The following is a 15681-nucleotide window of genomic DNA, read 5'->3' on the forward strand; positions in this document are numbered from 1 at the left end:
CGAACTACTGGCGACAGGTATCCGCTGTTCACGTTATCTGCAAACCGACGACACTGGTTCAAGACATCAGGGTCAAAATGGCTATTGCACTGTTATTACCAATGAACTGTTCACTTGGTTTGGTACAACCGGAAGCAAGAGCAGGGAAAACTTCCTGACTTTACTGCATCGCCCCTACCGAACCTATGTACTGAATGCTGACGCGATCCACTATCTCAGTGAGCACAAATTTGCCAGGAAATGGGTGAACATACTGAAGCAATATCAGGATGTGCATTTTCTCAGCGAAAAAGCCTGGAGAGCCTTTATGGACGACATCGGTCTGACAGGTTCAAGGAATCGACAAAGGGCGACTGAGGCCATGCTCTACGGTAGCCTGATGAATCACGGATTCAATCTGGTCACATTCAGTGATGGTGCCACAGTTTAATGTGTTTGCCCATGCCCAGTGCTGGGTACATGCTGCCAGGCCGTTAGAGAAAGCCATTCCGGTCAACGATCATCAGGTTAGTGCTCAATATTGGTGCTTGACCTGGTTCTGGGATATTTATCGTSATCTTAAGGCGTTCAAAGCATCTCCATCGGATGAAAAAGCAGCCAGAATCAGATTGGCTTTTAAGAGCCTTATCCAGACACAARCCGGCTGTTCAGCCCTGCAGGAAGGATTATCAGGTTTAGCAGTGATTGAGGAAGAGCTGCTGATGGTTCTGGATCATCCGGAGTTGCCTTTACATAACAATCTCAGTGAAAGTCAGATTAGGGAGCACGTCAAACGGCGTAAAATCAGTGGTGGCACCAAAAGCGAGAGCGGACGACAGAGTCTGGATACCTTTGCAAGTCTTAAGAAAACCTGCAGACAATACGGGCTTTCATTCTGGCACTATTTAACAGATAGGCTGACAGGTAGCGGGACATTCCCGAGGTTGGCAGATGAAATAGAACGTGCTGCACGTTGGGTGTCGTGTGGGCTAAAAACGGGTTTTTGAGTAATTACCATTATTGAACCTGTTTCGCAGCAGGTTGTTTAATACCGATAATCTTGATAGCAATCTTGTTTTGAGAACCGGATTGAATTTTGGTTTTAAATTCATAGTTCTTTTTAGGCTCAAGCTTTTCGTATTCGTAAAGTGTTTCGATATCCGCAGAACAAATCATGACATCAAGGCCAGAAATGTTTTTGTTTTCAGGGTCGGGCGGAACCGCCAGGTACACTTTTAAATAACGATTGGCTTCAAATTCAGTGACTTTGATACCGAGGTACATCGCATTAACAAATGAGTTCATTTTAGAACGCTCCATGTTTGATTGATTTGCCTAATCATATTTATCCATTCGTTAAATCAAAAACAATAGGAAAAAATGAAGTTCCGGCTATTGAGTAATAAAGCGTAAAAACCGTAGTAAATTTTTTCTTGAGCTGGAACCTTTAAGGCAAAAACGAACCGCTTCGCTCGCCGTCAAAATGGGTTTTGACGGCGATCAAAGTCTGTCTTTGCCTTATTCCAGTTCAAGAAAAATTTTACCGATTGCGGGTAGGCCAGGTGTCATTAGGTGGCTCATCGCCAATAATGACACCTTTGCGATCATTCCAATGGTAAACACACCGCCAATAGCGGTCTTTGGTTGTATGTTGTATCTGAAATGAAGGAGGACGATGACCATACTCCTTGAGCCTGGCCATCGCCTCATCATGTCGCTCCCGCAGGCTGCAACCTGGTTTCACCCTGGAGCGACTTTCTCTCATTACTCCGATCTACCGCACACCAAAGCCGATTGCCAGCTTTGTAATTCTGCGTAATGACGATCACACCGGTTCAATTCAAAGAACCACAAATCACGATCTTTCTCCGATGAATAATGATTGACAGCGGCAATACTTCGTTTAATTCGCTCTCGCTCTTCATTGATTAAATCCAACACATATTGAATCAATTCAACCTGGCGATTAATCGCCGGTAATTTAGCAAGACTTTCCTTTTTATTAGACATTAAAAACCCCTTACCAAAGTGAATCACTTTGATTTCTGGTTAATAACCGAAAGGCAATACGACGCGGTTTTAGTTTTCGATTTTTTTGCGGAATTTCGCCAGGGTGGTAGCGTTGATCGGTTCTCCAGATGCCAGATTTTTTCGAATCTGATTGAGATTTATCAAACGTCGCTTCCCGACTTTGCAGGTTGGAAGCAAACCTCTTTCAACCCAGCTGTCCACAGTTCGCACTGAGACACCAATACTCTTTGCGAAATCTTCTATGGTCTGGAAGATTCCCGAGTTTTCCATAGTTGCCATTTCCTCCTTGAAGCAGGATAGTAGTAGTTGCGTATATAAATTCCGTTATATATACGGAATAAAAGATATACTCGATTTCCGTACACTATACAAATATAAAAATAATTAATTTTAAAAAGGTTAATTAAATCAATGAGTAAAATTAATAAAAGAATCGAACTAATACGCAAACTTGAAGGTCTAACCAGAGGGGAGCTTGCCCGAAAATGCAATATTCCAGAGCAGACGCTTGAGAATATAGAGTACGGAAAACAGCGCACACCTGCCGACCTGGTAGAACAAATGTGCGAATTATTCCCATTTGCCAGCAACTACCTCATCACCGGTAAAGCTGAAATTAAATTCACCAAAAAAGAGAAGGAGAAAATCAAGACCCTGATACACGAACTTGAAACCATTGATGATCTTGATATGGAAATCAACAAACGGCGAAGGACGTATAACAAAGAACCCTCCAAGAATTAGCCTGCAAAACAAGGCTAAAAATGAGAAATCAAATGAGCATAATAAAAGACAGAGTGACAGGACTCTGGAAACTCGATGTTCGAGTTGGTGAGTATGGAAAGCGATACCGAAAAACCTGTGAAACAAAACGGGAATGTATCGAGTACCACGACTTCCTGAAAAGGAAATACAAGGAAGGAAAGCCCTGGCAAACAGAAGCCGTCGATAATCGACGATTAACCGAGTTGATTGAGCTTTGGTATAACGCCAAAGGGACTGATCTTTCTGACGGTTTTCGCAGAAAACAGGTGTTATTGAACATTGCCGCCTTTCTGGATAACCCCATTGCCCGAAGTCTCACCATAGGGGGTTTCAACCAGTACAAGGCAATTAAGAAGGCAGGCAGCTCAACAGAAAAGCCCATTATGGATAAAACCATCAACAACCATTTGAGCTACTTACGAGCCATGTATAACACCTTGATCAAAACCAAGGAGATCAAATACCGGAACCCTCTGGAAGAAGCAGAAATGATCAAGACCCAGCAACCGGAACTGGCCTATCTCACGACAGACCAGGTAGAAGCGCTCCTGCATCATATCGACAAGGGCTGTATTAATCCTCATGTTGGATTAATAGCCCGTCTATGCCTAAGGAATAGTCCCCAATTAACTTCCCTATTTTCAAGAGATCAGGAATCGTCGATAATTGCTCCGCATGAGTGCAGGAGGTCATCTTGGGCAGTTATTCGACGACAGTAGAGGTTCAAATGGTTCGGTTTTATCAGTCACTCAACGAGAGGGATCGTCGTCGCTATGCTGCGATTGAAGCGATAAAGCTTGGGCATGGTGGCATCGAATTCATTTCTCAGTTACTGGCTTGTGACCCGAAAACGATTCGTCGAGGTATCGCTGAGCTGGAATCAGAACATCTGAACGCTGATCATCAGCGAAAAAAAGGGGCGGACGCACACCGCTGATTGAGAAAAGTCCCCAGCTGACTGAAAACTTTCTCACCATACTCCGTAACCATACTGCTGGGGACCCGATGCGGCACGACGTAAAATGGACGAACCTGTCTCGTCGGCAGATTGCTCGCACGCTCTCCGATTTGGGAACTCCAGCCAATAAGAATATCGTTTCTCGACTGCTTCATGATCATGGTTACCGACGACGCAAGCCGCAAAAAAAGCGAACAATGGGGCAGCACGCCGATCGCAACGCCCAGTTTGAAAATATTGCCAGACTGAAACAAGAATACTTGGATGCCGGATGTCCAGTGATAAGCATCGACACGAAAAAGAAAGAACTGCTGGGTAAATTCTATCGTGATGGCGTGACTGATGCGATAGAGCCAACTATCGTGAATGATCATGATTTCCCCAGCAGTAGTGACGGAAAAGTCACCCCTCACGGCATCTATGATGTGCGGAAAAACGAAGCATCAGTACACCTGAATACCAGTTGCGATACTAGTGAGTTTGCTTGCGAAAGCATCGAATTGTGGTGGCGAGAACAAGGTCAAGTGGACTATAACAATGTTGGAGACCTGCTGATGTTGTGTGATGGAGGTGGCAGTAACAGTGCTTCGTCGTATCTTTTCAAAGAGGATTTGCAGGCACTTTCAAACAGGCTGAACTTGAGAATTCGTATCGCTCATTACCCGTCGTATTGTTCGAAATACAACCCTATTGAGCATCGCGTATTCCCGCATATCACCCGTGCCTGCAAAGGTGTTCCTCTGGAATCCGTTGAGATGGCAAAGCACTACATAGAAAAAACAGAAACGACCAAAGGGCTGAAAGTGGTTGTAAGAATTATCGACAAAGTGTTCGAAACCGGGCGTAAATATGCCACTGACTTCAAAAAGAACATGGCCATTCAGTTCGATAAATTCTTGCCAAAATGGAACTATGTCGCCATGCCCTGTACCTGCTGAAATCGGGAAGTTATTCAGGGACTATTCCTAAGTACCGGTGCTCGATGGGGAGAAGTGGAAAGCAGAAAGCTATACCACTTTAAGGACTATCGAGTGCAATACTCCAACACCAAGGGAAAACGCATACGCTCGATACCTTTAGAGGCTGACTTGTTCGATGAAATAACTGCACACCTAAAAGTGTATAAACGGTTCTGTTCATCCCTGGGAGCGTTCAGAAGAGCGTTAAAGCGTTCTGGTATTGAGTTACCGAAAGGACAGGCAAGCCATGTCTTACGCCACACATTCGCCAGTCACTTCATGATGAATGGTGGCAACATTCTGGTACTGCAAAAAATCCTTGGTCACTCTGACATTGTTACCACGATGCGGTATGCAAAGTTTGATCCTGACCACTTAAAGGATGCCACCCGCCTGAACCCACTCTCTTCACAACCTGATCAACTCAAGCCTGCCAATTCATTCCAGAAAAATCCAGTTGGTCACTTTTTGGACACTTCGCAAAAAACCACCAATTCCCACTCATAAAAAAACCTCGTAGATCAATAACCTACGAGGTTTTTATAGTGGTGGAGACGGCGGGATTTGAACCCGCGTCCGCCAGCTCTCAGCCTTCGGCTCTACATGCTTAGATCCACCTTTAATTTAACACTGCAATGACCCAGTGGTCGGGGTGCTGCAATGCGATCCTCACAAGTTTTAACCCGTCAGCCAGAGACCTGCTGAACGTGGCGATTCTGCTTGCGATGACAGTCTGGAAACCAGCCAGCAGACGAGCCGGACAGACTGGATAGCTCGTAGGGTTTAGCTACGATTTACGCTGCGAGAGCGTAAGAACTATCGTTAGCTGCAGTTTTGGCAACTATAAGGTTTGTAGTGTTTTGATTAACGAGAACCACTACGCCCTCGGCATGCACCTAAGGGTTCGATACCGTCGTCGAATCCGAATCGTCCCCAGAACTTATAGTTATAGAGCACCGCGCCCTATGCTGCAACGTCTTCAGTTAATTAGCCCGTAAATTCATCATTTAATGTTTCTATTTAATTCAACCCACACACAGTGCAAAAAGATCTCAGTTATGATTTCTGGCAGTACATTTTATATCTGAGCTGATTACTATAGTTTTATTCTCCCTGAGCAGAGCCTGGGGCCACCTGACTATTGCTGACTGGTAATTGTATTTATGAACGTTGTTAAAGAGCGGTTTGGTGCACTCCACTCCGGCGAAGCAGTTTATGCCTACAAACTCTGTAATCAACAGAATATGGAAGTCACGATCCTGACCATGGGCGGCATTATCCAGAGTATTCTGGTACCTGGTCGTGATGGGCAGGTCGCTGAAGTCACGCTGGGTTGTGACTCCGTTGCTGACTATGAACGATCCGGAGCATACTTTGGGGCCATCGTCGGACGCTACGCCAATCGCATTGCCCGCGGTCAATTCGAACTGAACGAGGAATCATTTCAGCTGGCTTGCAATAATGAGCCAAATCATCTTCACGGTGGCAATTCAGGCTTTAACCTCCAGCTCTGGCAAGCAGAACCATCAACAGAAGACAATCACTGCTCTCTGGCACTTTACTACGAATCCGAAGATGGGGAAGAAGGTTACCCGGGCAAGCTGAATATAAAAGTCACCTACACCCTCAATAATCAGAATGAGCTGATTATCGATTACCACGCCCAGTGTGATACAACCACTGTCGTCAATTTAACAAATCATACCTACTTCAATCTCAATGGCAGTGATGATTGCTTGCATCACAATCTGATAATCCATAGCGCTCAATACACACCTTCCGATGAAACAGCCATCCCGTACGGTGATCTGGAGTCCGTCAAAAATACCCCCATGGATTTCCAGACCATGAAGCCCATCGGTCAAGATATTGAAGCAAAGACTGTTCAGCTGAAGCAGGGCAGAGGTTATGATCACAACTGGGTTATCTGGACTGAACGAGACAAAGGCTATTCCTTGAACCCTGTTGCCTGGGCAGAAGAACCAGACAGTGGTCGAACATTGGAAGTGCTGTCGACACAACCCGGCGTTCAGTTTTATACCGGCAACTATCTGGAAGGCGAACCGGCAAGAGGCGGCAGACAGTATGGTATGCGAGCAGGCTTTTGTCTGGAAACTCAGCACTTTCCTGACTCACCTAATCACCCGGAGTTTCCGTCAACCACGCTTAATCCGGGCGAAACCTATCATGAGCAAACCGTTTTCCGCTTTGGCACCTACTAATTAAACCCACCGAGGGATTGAAAATGACATTTGAAGATAAAACCATTGTCGCCTTACAGGAGGAAGACGTTGGCTCCGGCTCTGAACGCTATGATTTTTTGCTTACGCCCAGCGAAGAAGTGTTAATTGAATACAAGTCTGTGAGAGACCGTTTGATTTTCACGGATAAACGCATCATCTCCATTGATATTCAGGGTTTGCGCGGTAAGAAAGCCGAGTTTTTTATTCTTCCCTACTCTAAGGTTTCAGCGTTCTCTGTAGAAACAGCCGGCACTTTTGATATCGATTCTGAGTTCAAAGTTTGGGCTTCTGGCCTGGGTATGCTGCAGTTTGAGTTCCTGAAAGGGACTGATGTGAAAAAACTCGCGCAAATTCTCAGTTCAAAGTTACTCTAAAGGAAAACAACAACGGAGACCGCGCCCATGAAAAAGCTATTTCTCAACGGATCGCCCAGAGAGAGAGGGCTTGTTCATGGCGAGCAGATGCGCGATGAGATCAAGGTTGCCCTGGATTATTATCGATCGCGCTTTCTGACTGATCGAAGCACTCTGCAAAACCATGTAGATCAATTGCTAAAACCACTGCAAAGCTTTAAACCGGACTATCTGGCGGAAATGGATGCCATTGCAGAAGCATCCGGCATTGATCCGTTCTGGATTTACTGCATTAACGCCCGCAGTGAATTAATGTCGTCCCCCACAGAATGTTCATCCATTGCTTTTCCCCAAAAAGGCATTATTGGTCAGAACTGGGACTGGGCCGAAGCATTGGCGGGGCAGCTGGCACTAGCGGAAATAGAGCTGGAATCCGGTCACAGAATACTGACCATGACGGAACCCGGCATGCTGGCAAAGATCGGCATGAACTCCGCAGGCCTTGGCGTCTGCCTGAACATACTCCCGGCAAATCAAAGGTTGAGTGGGCTGCCCGTCCACTTTCTACTTCGTGCCCTGCTGGAGTGTGAGAACCTGAAACAAGCCGAAGATATGATTCGTCAACACGGTGCAGGCAAGGCCAGCCATATCACCGTGGCAGATCGTCAGGCCGCCATTGGTGTCGAGCTGGCTCCGGATCAACCTTGGTTCCAGATGACGGACCTGCCCGTTTACACTCACACTAATCATTACCTGCAGCCAGATCAGGCTCAGCCAACATCCTCGGCGCCCTGCACAAAAGCAAGGCTGGAAAAATTAAGAAAGAACTCAGGGGATTCCGAACTGACTATCGAGACGATGAAACAGCTGTTGAATGACAATGAGAAACCTTTCCCAATCCTCAAACCATACAGTGACCACGAATTAACCGGGAGCGGTGGCACACTGGTTACCATGATTCTGGATCTGAACAAAAGGCAAATGGCACTGAGGGAAGGGTTTAATCCTGAAGCCGAGTTTGAATATCATACTTTTTCAACATAGCTTTAACCGGCAACCGAAAACCAGTCTTCAATAAAGTCCGGCACAAAAGGGCGTCCACGGCCATTCACCGAGGTTACGGTGGCAAAAGCATCAATCATCAACTGGTTATCCGCCTTGCAATGAATGCGTTGACGGAAGCCTATTTTCAACCGGGAAATCCGCTCAGGTTCCACACTGACTGTAAACACATCACTGGGACGCAGAGAGGATTTGTAGTCAATCTCACAGCGAGTCAGCACAAGGTTTATTTTCTGTGCAGCCAGCTGGGCAAAATCCAGATTACGGGTCTTCAGAAACTGATGCCGAGCATGCTCAAGATAGTTGAAATACACACTGTTATTGACGATTCCCTGCAGGTCGCACTCATAGTCACGCACCTGCATTTCAACAGTAAAAGACATAGTTAAGCTCCGATGGACTTATACAGGGCATCCAGCCCAACTCTTCCCGCCATCTTTTTGGTTTCCTGGGTTGAAGACTCATCAAAACCGGAGTACACCAAATCTTCCTGAGGCAACTCATCCAGAAAACGGCTGGGCAAGGTATCAATCACTTCACCAAATTGTTTCCGTTGGCCTGCCAGCGTCATAGTCAGTGATTTTCTTGCCCGGGTGATGCCTACATAAGTTAAACGGCGCTCTTCTTCAATATTGTCTTCTTCAATACTGGTGCGATGAGGAAGCAATTCTTCTTCCATACCCATCATATACACATGGGGGTATTCCAGACCTTTGGAGGCGTGCAGGGTTAATAGCTGAACACGGTCCACATCTTCCTCTTCCTCATTGCGCTCCAGCATATCCCGAAGGATGAGTCGGGAAATTGCGTCTTCAACCGTGCGATCTTCGTCACCACGCTCCAGTGTTTGCTGCAGGGCATCCACCAGAAACCATACGTTGGCCATGCGCTTTTCAGCCTGCACCGGTGTGGAGGAATGCTGCATCAACCAGTTTTCATAATCCGTATCGGCGATCATTTCCCGCAACACCTGAATCGGATCATCACTGGTTTGAATACGCCGTGAAACACCATCCATCCAACTGGTAAAACGACGAAGTCTTTCTACATACTGATGTGCCAGATCTTCTTCCAGCGCCGCTTCTTCACAAGCTTTATAAAGACTGATGTGATGCTTGTTGGCATAGTTACCCAACTTCTCCAGCGTCGAAGGGCCAATTTCCCGCTTCGGTGTATTAATCACTCGCAGGAAAGCGTTGTCATCGTCCTGATTAATGAGCAGGCGCAGGTAAGACATGATGTCTTTCACTTCTGCCCGGGCGAAGAACGATGTACCGCCGTTGATATGGTAAGGAATACCGTGATGCTGAAGCTTTAATTCCAACAAACGGGATTGGAAGTTACCACGGTACAGCACCGCATAATCTTTATAGCCATTTTGATAGCGAATACGGTGGGCAAGAATCTCCGTGGCAATACGCTCGCATTCCATCTCATCGTTGCGACATTTGATCACTCGGATTTCATCGCCCATACCCAACTCACTCCACAGGGTTTTCTCAAACACATGGGGATTGTTGGCGATCAGCGTATTCGCTGCTTTCAGAATACGACTGGTAGAGCGGTAATTCTGTTCCAGCTTAATAACTTTCAGGCTGGGATAATCTTCATTCAGTAACGCCAGGTTTTCTGGCTTGGCACCACGCCAGGCGTAGATGGACTGATCATCGTCCCCCACCACCGTTAATTTACGCCGATCGCCCACCAGCCTTTTCACCAGTTCGTACTGGGCGCCGTTGGTGTCCTGATACTCATCCACCAGCATGTAATGTACTTTGTCTTGCCAGCGTTGCAATGCTTCAGGGTTGTTTCTGAACAGTTCTACCGGCTTCATGATCAGGTCATCAAAGTCGACGGAGTTATAGGCTTTGAGCATGCGGTTGTAATGCTCATAAACGATGGCTGCCGTTTGCTCCCAGGGCTGCCTTGCGCTGTCCAACGCCTGTTTTGGGGAGATAAGATCATTCTTCCAATTGGATATACAGTTCTGAATTTGATCAACGCCGCTGTCATCGGCAGAGGCATCCCGCTGCATCAAATCGGTGATGAGTGAGCGGGCATCCTGCTGATCAAAAATAGAAAAGCCCGCTTTATAACCCAGCAGCTTGCATTCCTTGCGGATAATATTCAGACCAAGGTTGTGAAAAGTGGACACGGTTAAGCCAGAAGCGGCCTTCCCTTTCACCAGTTTGCCAACACGTTCTTTCATCTCACGGGCTGCTTTGTTGGTAAAAGTGACCGCCACAATATTGCGCGCACTGATACCACACTGCTGAATCAGGTAGGCAATTTTGGTGGTAATCACACTGGTTTTACCACTGCCCGCTCCCGCCAGAACCAGCAGGGGCGTGTCGATGTATTTTACGGCTTGTGCCTGTCGGTCATTGAGATGTTGCACGATGATATTTCAGCAGGTTCGTCAATTGATGGAAGATTACCATTATCAAGCCTTTCAACGTCCAGAGTAAGAACTTTTTCATCAAACTGGCAAGTCACTCTTCCCAACCACCCAGACCAACACAACGAAGAGTTCGTGTATGAGTAGAAAACCTCAGCTCTCAAGGGCTCTCCTTTAAGCGTGCAACATTTGAAAACCTATTTCTGAAATATTGGGGTAGCGTCATCGAAAAAAGATTACAGCGATAATGATTCTCATTTGATAAATGAGAATCATCATCTATTACTTATGAGCGCAGGATAAATAATTCGAACAATACAAGGTTTCTTTTTTTACTAAATAAGGATACAGAACATGTTTCAAACTCACTCAGCACCAAAATCTCATTTAAGAAATATCTCAGAAATAGTAACTCCAAGAAGGCCTCTACATGACGACAGCGGCAGATATAATGGGCATAATGTTTCTGCAATTCGAAGTGGAACAAAAAGAAACAGTGACGCATTAAAAGACAGTGGCACTGACTCTCTTAAAAAAGAAAATTTGCCGGTTACAAAGCGCAGGGCTTTGCACCAAAAATCACCGGTCACTTCAATACAATTAGAAAAAGTGGCTTCCGAATCAGTACCATCGTCTCCGAAAGCACTAAGTAGCGATACAAAATTATTGCAAGCTCTTTTTGCAACAACAATCCCTGTCGCGGTCAATGGGCAAGCCACCGCCGCTGCTACAACGACGACTGCAGAGAGTTTAAATCAGGTTATTGGCTTTAATAGTGCAGTGTTCGGGCAGGCATTAAAAGAAAGTACAGAATGCGTGGCATTTCTCAAAGTAGCGTTCGATGACGCATTAACTGAAGCTCAGAAAACCCTTAAAAACAAGGCATTGATTGGTGGTGCAGCTGCGGCCACCTTTTTAACCGCTTGGGTAGCTGCATCAGGTGTTGTTGCAGGCATTCTGGGAAGTCAACTTTCAGGAAGCAATTCAGAGTTACTCATTAAGTCAATCGAGGGTGCAACCAAACTATGGGCAGCTTATAAACTACACCAGCTCATCCAGCTCGGTGCTGATTTAAAAGAGTTACCTGATACTCAAGATCCAGGGAACGAAGCATCCATCACCTCTCCAGAGCGTGTTGAAGAATATAGTGACTTAGGTATGCAATCTTCTAGCTCAAATGTAACTGCACCCTACCGCCGCCGCCATGCCGTTCCCAAAGATGAACGGCCTTCTGACTCAAACGCAACAAACAACCGGGAAAGCATAGGAGAAAGTGGGGGAACCGCTCTCGAACAAAAATACAAGGCAAGGCTTGAAAGCGAATCTTCACGTTTATACGGCAATTTATCAAACATCATACAGTACGTATGTGTTCAGACCGCAAGAGAAGGAGGTGAGCTTGGTGTATTAAGCGGAGTAACCCTGACGCCATACCTTGCGGCAGGCACCAATATTGGCGTAGGTGTAGGCACAATAGCCCTGAGTGGAATCTCAGGTATTGCGGCTCCCATTGCTGGCTATCATACATTAAAAGGCACTGTGACTTTGATAGCTGAACTTGAGAAAAAATTTGCCCATACTGACTGGGTGGCAAAAAAGTGTGATGCCTTTATCGATTCATCGGGGGATTGGATTAAAAATATGTTGGTTATGACCCTACTAGCCACTGGTGCTCATGAAATTGAAGAAATGCTGGGAATTGATGTAAAACTGTGGGATTTGAAAACGGTAAGCCCACTATTATCGGAGAAGTTGGCACCGCTCGCCATAGTTGCAGCCTTAGTACCTTACGATGCAGATCCAACATTTTGGCAAGCTGCGGTTATCTTTTATGCATGGACAAAGAACGCGATTATACCCACTGCAAAGTTTGCTTATAACAAATTTACAGAGATATATCAGAGCTGTAAAAGTGGTACTACACAAAATGTCAGTCCCGAGAACAATACGTCTTTGTCAACACATAATAATGAAGCTTACGCAACAAGCCAGGCGTAACCATTGGCATGGATGACGATAAGGAATCTAAAAGCAAAGTTAGCCTGCGTTTTTAGGCTCTTTTCGTTCCTTACAACTTTAACCCACCATCCAGCTCCAGAGTTCTGCCATTGTAGTAATCGTTCTCAAAAATAAAACCAACGGTGGCAGCAATCTCCTCTGGAGTGCCCATCCGGCCAACAGGAATCCCTGAGCAGATTCTGGCTTTGGCTTCTGGCTTCATGCCGCCCGTCATTTCCGTTTCAATCACCCCAGGAGCCACTGCTGCACAACGAATGCCGTATTTCGCCAGCTCTTTAGACCAGGTTACGGTCATGGCAGAAACGCCCGCTTTCGCAGAAGAATAATTGCTTTGCCCGTAATTGCCTTCCCGCGCGATGCTGGCGATATTCACAATCACCCCCTGAGAGCCGCTCTCAACCATACTGGCAGCGACTTCCCGACCACAAAGAAATACACCGGTAAGATTCACATTGATCACCGACTGCCATTTTTCCAGAGGAAGTTTTTCGATCTTGCCATCTTTTACTTTCAGCAAAAGCCCATCTCTCAAAATGCCGGCATTGTTCACCAAACCATTCAAAGGTCCAAGTTCACTGGTCGCTTTTTTTACCGCATTCACAACCTGCTCTTCTTCTGCAACATTAGCAACATAGGCAAACGCCTTCACGCCTTTTGCACGACAGATTTCCACCGCTTGAGAAAGTTCTGGTGATTCCAGATCGATCAAACCAAGATTGGCACCACGTTCAGCAAACCATTTGGCCATCGCTAAGCCAAGACCTCTGGCGCCACCGGTAATCAGGATGTTTTTATTGTTCAGATCCATAACTGCACTTCTTTCTATTATTTGTTTTTCAGTACTCCGCCATCCTGAAACGGCCGATGTAAAAACACAACCACTTTATACGCTATTGATAATTAATCTCATTCCCATATAATCTCAGCCACACATATAATCTATAAAATCGCAGAGGATTCCGCCTAAATGGATACGAAAGAAACTGCCGCTTTTGAAGCCAGAAAATTATTGACGGGCGAGTACCACGGCATACTTTCAACCCATTCTAAAGATGTGCCTGGCTATCCATTCGGTTCTGTTATGCCTTATTGTCTGGATGCCAATGGCTGCCCCATTATCCAGATCAGCACCATTGCTCAGCACACCAAGAACGTTGAAGAGAACCCTCGGGTTTCTTTGATCGTCAGCGAAACGGATACCGATGATGTACACACCGCTGGTCGTCTAACCTGGATGGGCGATGCACAGAAAATAGAAGACAGTGAAGAGATAGCCGAGCACTACTTTAACTTCTTCCCTCAAGCCAGAAACTACAGCAACACGCACAACTTTGATTTTTATCGGATCAATCTGGTGAAAGCTCGTTTTATTGGAGGGTTTGGTAAAATCTTCTGGGTTAAAAACGAACTACTCTGCCAGGAAAACCCATTTTTCGGCGAGGCGGGCAAAGGCATGATCGATCACATGAACGAAGATCATGTGGATGCCATGGTGAAATATTGTCTGGCTGCTAATGTTGTGATTCCGGAAGGCGTATCACCTAAAATGGCAGGTGTGGATTCAGAAGGCATGCACATTCTGTTGGGTAAAAAGGTGATTCGTATTCAATTCCCGGAAAACGCCGCCACACCAATGGAAGTACGTCAACAGATGGTAGCGATGGCGAAGGCCGCCTAAACCAAACAGCTTTTAACCTATCTGACTGACAAATATCAGCAACCGGCTATTTGTCAGTCTTTTAACCAACACGTTACTTTTGCAGTTCTCGAAGCGTACGATGTGCGTCCAATATTTTTTGATCTGCACTATGTACCAACAGTTTGAGCCTGTCGTCCATTCCCATCAGCTCCGATCTTACTGAACGTTTAAACTCAGATCCTTTGGACCCTATTTTCCGGCCATACTCATTCCATAGAGTAATAAATAGTTTTTCATTCTTACCTTGTAATTCCCGCAAGTCTTCTTTGTGATCCAGCAGTGCAGTCAGGTTATGCTTGCAGTCATCCAATGTTTTGACTTCTCTGAGTTCAGGCGACAGTTGGCTCACATCGACATCACCGAGATGGCTTGCAATAGCACTGTATAATTGCTGGTGTTTCTTGAATTCTTTCTGGGCAGCCGGGCTTTGCGTTTTATTGTTCACCCACGTTTCAACATATGGGTCTTTAATAGCTTCCTTACACTCTTTAACAAAGTCTTTGATGGCCTCAAGATTTTCCAGAACCGAGTCACCATTAACACTTTCGATATAGCCCTTCTCCTGAGAAGCGGAAATCTCACTCCCAGCCACTTTTTGAAAAGTCTGAAGAATGCTTTTTGCCGTCTTCAGGTGATTTTCAGCGTCGAAACCACTCTTTTTTTCAGTAGCACTGTTATCCCGAAACCGTTCGAACTTATCAATTACCTTATTAATCTCTACCTTGTGTTTTTCTGGATAAGGGGATAAGACGTCCTTATGAGATACTCCACCAAACGCTTCAGGTGCAAAATCTCCAGAATCATTGTCGCCGGTATAAATCGAGTGCTGTGGCTTTTCGCTGGTAATGGGTGAAGCAGGCTGGTGAAATCTGGCATCCGTATTTTGTTTAGGAATTTTAGCCCCTGAACCCGGCACTGTTTTGACACTTCGCTCAGAAAACATCTTTTTGCTGACTGAGTTGTGCAATGCACTGAAAAACTTCTTGATCTGCTTGGCCTTAAACCAAAACTCATTTGAAACATACGGTTCTAAATGAGCAGATAAATTGATCCAAAGCATGAAACGAAAAACGATTCAAGACGTATAATTACAGATCATTTTTTGCCATAACTATTCGATTCATGCTTAAAGTCCTACACGATAAATGGAATCAATCCCCAGAATGCCTCTATCAATCTGGATTATCAGAACCTCACCATAGGACGCGCGAACGC

Annotated in this window: 19 protein-coding genes, 1 other RNA gene and 1 pseudogene; 12 read left to right on the forward strand and 9 right to left on the reverse strand. The window is 45.6% G+C overall.

The window, feature by feature from the left end; all coding sequences use genetic code 11:
• Nucleotides 1–430, forward strand: a pseudogene (locus AKL11_RS25525) (IS66 family transposase); the annotation flags it as partial.
• Complete coding sequence (locus tag AKL11_RS01885) at nucleotides 414–986, forward strand: IS66 family transposase (protein ID WP_067514933.1); 573 nt, start codon at nucleotides 414–416, stop codon at nucleotides 984–986. The pseudogene AKL11_RS25525 and the gene AKL11_RS01885, both read left to right, overlap by 17 nt.
• 10 nt (nucleotides 987–996) lie before the next feature.
• Here AKL11_RS01885 and AKL11_RS01890 read toward each other — a convergent pair whose 3' ends face one another.
• The 4 genes from AKL11_RS01890 to AKL11_RS01900 form a co-directional block, all read right to left on the reverse strand.
• Nucleotides 997–1284, reverse strand: a complete 288-nt coding sequence (locus tag AKL11_RS01890) for a hypothetical protein (protein WP_253705156.1) — start codon at nucleotides 1282–1284, stop codon at nucleotides 997–999.
• Nucleotides 1285–1519: 235 nt separating this feature from the next.
• Nucleotides 1520–1744: a hypothetical protein gene (locus AKL11_RS24950; RefSeq protein ID WP_157673361.1), complete on the reverse strand. Its 225-nt coding sequence runs from the start codon at nucleotides 1742–1744 to the stop codon at nucleotides 1520–1522.
• Nucleotides 1744–1989, reverse strand: coding sequence for a hypothetical protein (locus tag AKL11_RS01895; protein ID WP_067514935.1), 246 nt, complete (start codon nucleotides 1987–1989; stop codon nucleotides 1744–1746). Before AKL11_RS01895 ends, AKL11_RS24950 begins: the two co-directional genes overlap by 1 nt.
• A 69-nt stretch (nucleotides 1990–2058) precedes the next feature.
• The gene (locus AKL11_RS01900) at nucleotides 2059–2289 is read right to left on the reverse strand and encodes a helix-turn-helix domain-containing protein (protein ID WP_067514936.1); all 231 of its coding nucleotides are present in this window, start codon (nucleotides 2287–2289) and stop codon (nucleotides 2059–2061) included.
• A gap of 132 nt (nucleotides 2290–2421) precedes the next feature.
• Between AKL11_RS01900 and AKL11_RS01905 the strand changes: the two genes are divergently transcribed.
• The 5 genes from AKL11_RS01905 to AKL11_RS24390 all read left to right on the forward strand — a co-directional run bounded on the left by AKL11_RS01905 (nucleotide 2422) and on the right by AKL11_RS24390 (nucleotide 5199).
• Nucleotides 2422–2754 carry a helix-turn-helix domain-containing protein gene (locus tag AKL11_RS01905; RefSeq protein WP_067514937.1) on the forward strand — a complete coding sequence of 111 codons (333 nt, stop codon included), beginning with the start codon at nucleotides 2422–2424 and terminating at the stop codon, nucleotides 2752–2754.
• Nucleotides 2755–2786: 32 nt separating this feature from the next.
• Complete coding sequence (locus AKL11_RS01910) at nucleotides 2787–3494, forward strand: phage integrase (RefSeq protein ID WP_216636743.1); 708 nt, start codon at nucleotides 2787–2789, stop codon at nucleotides 3492–3494.
• The gene (locus tag AKL11_RS25840; RefSeq protein WP_095210384.1) at nucleotides 3470–3712 is read left to right on the forward strand and encodes a hypothetical protein; all 243 of its coding nucleotides are present in this window, start codon (nucleotides 3470–3472) and stop codon (nucleotides 3710–3712) included. The genes AKL11_RS01910 and AKL11_RS25840 overlap by 25 nt, the downstream gene beginning before the upstream one ends.
• Before the next feature lie 17 nt (nucleotides 3713–3729).
• Nucleotides 3730–4671, forward strand: a complete 942-nt coding sequence (locus AKL11_RS01920; protein WP_245673276.1) for an ISAzo13 family transposase — start codon at nucleotides 3730–3732, stop codon at nucleotides 4669–4671.
• Between the two features lie 93 nt (nucleotides 4672–4764).
• Nucleotides 4765–5199: a tyrosine-type recombinase/integrase gene (locus AKL11_RS24390; RefSeq protein ID WP_436404679.1), complete on the forward strand. Its 435-nt coding sequence runs from the start codon at nucleotides 4765–4767 to the stop codon at nucleotides 5197–5199.
• A gap of 39 nt (nucleotides 5200–5238) precedes the next feature.
• On the opposite strand, the gene ssrA is transcribed toward AKL11_RS24390, so the two are convergent.
• Nucleotides 5239–5627, reverse strand: a transfer-messenger RNA (tmRNA) gene (ssrA, locus tag AKL11_RS01930).
• A 228-nt stretch (nucleotides 5628–5855) separates the two neighbouring features.
• Between ssrA and AKL11_RS01935 the strand changes: the two genes are divergently transcribed.
• From AKL11_RS01935 to AKL11_RS01945, 3 genes are read left to right on the forward strand one after another with little or no spacing between them, the layout of a single operon-like run.
• Nucleotides 5856–6914, forward strand: coding sequence for an aldose epimerase family protein (locus AKL11_RS01935; protein ID WP_067514941.1), 1059 nt, complete (start codon nucleotides 5856–5858; stop codon nucleotides 6912–6914).
• Between the two features lie 23 nt (nucleotides 6915–6937).
• Entirely contained in the window at nucleotides 6938–7309 is a 372-nt protein-coding gene (locus AKL11_RS01940) for a PH domain-containing protein (RefSeq protein ID WP_067514942.1), read from the forward strand.
• Between the two features lie 27 nt (nucleotides 7310–7336).
• Complete coding sequence (locus AKL11_RS01945; protein ID WP_067514943.1) at nucleotides 7337–8332, forward strand: C45 family autoproteolytic acyltransferase/hydrolase; 996 nt, start codon at nucleotides 7337–7339, stop codon at nucleotides 8330–8332.
• A gap of 2 nt (nucleotides 8333–8334) precedes the next feature.
• Here AKL11_RS01945 and AKL11_RS01950 read toward each other — a convergent pair whose 3' ends face one another.
• Nucleotides 8335–8733, reverse strand: coding sequence for an acyl-CoA thioesterase (locus tag AKL11_RS01950; protein WP_067514944.1), 399 nt, complete (start codon nucleotides 8731–8733; stop codon nucleotides 8335–8337).
• Nucleotides 8734–8735: 2 nt separating this feature from the next.
• A complete protein-coding gene (rep, locus tag AKL11_RS01955) occupies nucleotides 8736–10748 on the reverse strand; it encodes a DNA helicase Rep (RefSeq protein WP_067514945.1) in 2013 nt (670 codons plus the stop codon).
• A 354-nt stretch (nucleotides 10749–11102) separates the two neighbouring features.
• On the opposite strand from rep, the gene AKL11_RS01960 reads away from it, so the two are divergent.
• Nucleotides 11103–12746 (forward strand): hypothetical protein, encoded by a 1644-nt coding sequence (locus AKL11_RS01960; protein ID WP_067514946.1) that lies wholly within the window; start codon nucleotides 11103–11105, stop codon nucleotides 12744–12746.
• Nucleotides 12747–12816: 70 nt separating this feature from the next.
• Here the strand turns inward: AKL11_RS01960 and AKL11_RS01965 are convergent, their stop codons facing one another.
• Complete coding sequence (locus AKL11_RS01965; RefSeq protein ID WP_067514947.1) at nucleotides 12817–13575, reverse strand: SDR family oxidoreductase; 759 nt, start codon at nucleotides 13573–13575, stop codon at nucleotides 12817–12819.
• Nucleotides 13576–13734: 159 nt separating this feature from the next.
• On the opposite strand from AKL11_RS01965, the gene AKL11_RS01970 reads away from it, so the two are divergent.
• On the forward strand, nucleotides 13735–14445 hold the full coding sequence (locus tag AKL11_RS01970) for a HugZ family pyridoxamine 5'-phosphate oxidase (RefSeq protein WP_067514948.1): 711 nt from the start codon (nucleotides 13735–13737) through the stop codon (nucleotides 14443–14445).
• Nucleotides 14446–14518: 73 nt separating this feature from the next.
• Here the strand turns inward: AKL11_RS01970 and AKL11_RS01975 are convergent, their stop codons facing one another.
• Complete coding sequence (locus AKL11_RS01975; protein WP_157673362.1) at nucleotides 14519–15409, reverse strand: hypothetical protein; 891 nt, start codon at nucleotides 15407–15409, stop codon at nucleotides 14519–14521.
• Between the last annotated feature and the right edge of the window lie 272 nt (nucleotides 15410–15681).

The sequence above is a fragment of the Endozoicomonas ascidiicola genome, assembly GCF_001646945.1.
Lineage (GTDB): Bacteria > Pseudomonadota > Gammaproteobacteria > Pseudomonadales > Endozoicomonadaceae > Endozoicomonas > Endozoicomonas ascidiicola.

Bases quoted from the DNA above. Each gene is read 5' to 3' on its own strand.
- AKL11_RS01890 (WP_253705156.1), bottom strand. From the start codon at position 1,284: ATGAACTCATTTGTTAATGCGATGTACCTCGGTATCAAAGTCACTGAA.
- AKL11_RS24950 (WP_157673361.1), bottom strand. From the start codon at position 1,744: ATGAGAGAAAGTCGCTCCAGGGTGAAACCAGGTTGCAGCCTGCGGGAG.
- AKL11_RS01895 (WP_067514935.1), bottom strand. From the start codon at position 1,989: ATGTCTAATAAAAAGGAAAGTCTTGCTAAATTACCGGCGATTAATCGC.
- AKL11_RS01900 (WP_067514936.1), bottom strand. From the start codon at position 2,289: ATGGCAACTATGGAAAACTCGGGAATCTTCCAGACCATAGAAGATTTC.
- AKL11_RS01905 (WP_067514937.1), top strand. From the start codon at position 2,422: ATGAGTAAAATTAATAAAAGAATCGAACTAATACGCAAACTTGAAGGT.
- AKL11_RS01910 (WP_216636743.1), top strand. From the start codon at position 2,787: ATGAGCATAATAAAAGACAGAGTGACAGGACTCTGGAAACTCGATGTT.
- AKL11_RS01935 (WP_067514941.1), top strand. From the start codon at position 5,856: ATGAACGTTGTTAAAGAGCGGTTTGGTGCACTCCACTCCGGCGAAGCA.
- AKL11_RS01940 (WP_067514942.1), top strand. From the start codon at position 6,938: ATGACATTTGAAGATAAAACCATTGTCGCCTTACAGGAGGAAGACGTT.
- AKL11_RS01945 (WP_067514943.1), top strand. From the start codon at position 7,337: ATGAAAAAGCTATTTCTCAACGGATCGCCCAGAGAGAGAGGGCTTGTT.
- AKL11_RS01950 (WP_067514944.1), bottom strand. From the start codon at position 8,733: ATGTCTTTTACTGTTGAAATGCAGGTGCGTGACTATGAGTGCGACCTG.
- AKL11_RS01960 (WP_067514946.1), top strand. From the start codon at position 11,103: ATGTTTCAAACTCACTCAGCACCAAAATCTCATTTAAGAAATATCTCA.
- AKL11_RS01965 (WP_067514947.1), bottom strand. From the start codon at position 13,575: ATGGATCTGAACAATAAAAACATCCTGATTACCGGTGGCGCCAGAGGT.
- AKL11_RS01970 (WP_067514948.1), top strand. From the start codon at position 13,735: ATGGATACGAAAGAAACTGCCGCTTTTGAAGCCAGAAAATTATTGACG.
- AKL11_RS01975 (WP_157673362.1), bottom strand. From the start codon at position 15,409: ATGTTTTCTGAGCGAAGTGTCAAAACAGTGCCGGGTTCAGGGGCTAAA.